Below are 1,135 nucleotides of genomic sequence, written 5' to 3' on the forward strand. Positions count from 1 at the left end.
CCAAAGGGAAGACAAAAGGCAAGGTGAGGATAATCATCCCAAAGGTGTCTAATACAGCCCCGAGCACCAGATACAAGAGCAATAGCGCTAACATTATCAAGAAGGACGAATCACTCCACCCGGCGATGGATTCTATCAAGAACTGAGTCACGTCAGTCTGCGCCATGAAGCGGCTAAAGAATACGCCTCCTAAGAATAACAAAAAGATGTTGCCGCTCAGCGAAACGCTTTGGCCCAAACTTTCTTTCAGAATCATTGCACTTAAGCGTCCGCGAAATAAGGCAATAACGAATACCCAAGCCAAACCAATACCCGCGGCCTCTGTTGGCGTTGCATAGCCTCCGTAAATACCACCCAAAACAATAAGCATTAGTGACAATGCCGGCAGGAGTTTTGGTAGCGCCTTGATCCGCTCTGCCACCGAGTAATGCTCACCACCGGGTGCCAGTTCGGGCTTGAGCTTACAGCGAATCATGACATATAGACCAAACATCAAAGCTAATAGAATTCCCGGAATAATACCCGCTATAAACAGGTCGCCTAGCGAGGTTTCCGTCCAGGCCGCGTAAAAGACCAAAGGGATACTCGGAGGAATAAGAATGGCGAGCACACCGGCTGCTGCGATTGAGCCAGTCGCAAGCCTTTGGTTATAGCCGTAACGACGCATCTCTGGCATCAGCATTTTGCCCATTGCTGTGACTGTTGCAACACTAGAGCCTGTGACCGCACCAAAGGTTGCTGAGCAGCTGATAGATGTGATCGCCAAGCCACCGGGAATTCGCCCGAACCAGCGGTTAAAGCAATAGAAAAGATCTTTACCCAAGCCCGTTGTTTGAGCTAAAGCTCCCATCCAAACAAATATAGGTAAGGTCACCAATACAAAGTTACTGGCGACTTCCCAACTAACCAACTGAAACTGAACGATAGCCGACTCAAAGCTCTGAAGGTAGACATTTCCAAGCAGCCCTACCGCTATCAAAGCGATAGCAATCGGTACACGTAGAGCGATTAATATAAGCAAGCAGGCCATGGCCAACAGGCCAACACTTTCAGGGTTCACGAATGCCCCTCTTTGGTTTGACTTGAATCTAGACTAGCCCATAGCAAACTCAATGATTGAAGCGTTGTCACAAGC

The 1,135-nt window shown here is 48.6% G+C and carries 1 protein-coding gene; it reads right to left on the reverse strand.

The window, feature by feature from the left end; all coding sequences use genetic code 11:
- Positions 1-1,060 (reverse strand): TRAP transporter large permease (locus A3766_RS26990; protein WP_068643341.1); only part of this gene is annotated, 1,060 nt, incomplete at its 3' end.
- Positions 1,061-1,135: the final 75 nt, after the last annotated feature.

Source organism: Oleiphilus sp. HI0132, from assembly GCF_001635845.1.